General features: G+C 41.1%; 1 pseudogene. It reads right to left on the bottom strand.

The features are described from left to right. Positions 1-265: pseudogene (locus tag H3T96_RS14685) on the bottom strand (hypothetical protein); the annotation flags it as partial.

The raw sequence follows: 265 nt of genomic DNA, 5'->3' as shown, positions 1-265 counted from the left end.
TTTTTCCCTATCCCGACTGAGTGAGCAATAGGAAAACCCGTTTTATAAGGATGAAAAACAATTAAATTCACCATATTGGTGCCATCCATATCCGAACCACTATCACCAAAGTTACCCGGCATAATATGATCCCATTTAAATACAACGGTACCGCCGCAATATTTAGGGCGCTGAATATAAACTTGCCTTGTTACCCGATTAAAGCGTACCCGTATATGGCGTACGGTAAACAGTTCCAATCGATAGACATAACGGAAATAGCGGA

This window comes from Gilliamella sp. W8136, from assembly GCF_016101285.1.
GTDB lineage: Bacteria > Pseudomonadota > Gammaproteobacteria > Enterobacterales > Orbaceae > Gilliamella > Gilliamella apicola_N.
The sequence above is the reverse complement of the archived record's forward strand: the minus strand, read 5'-3'. Positions and strand labels throughout refer to the sequence as shown.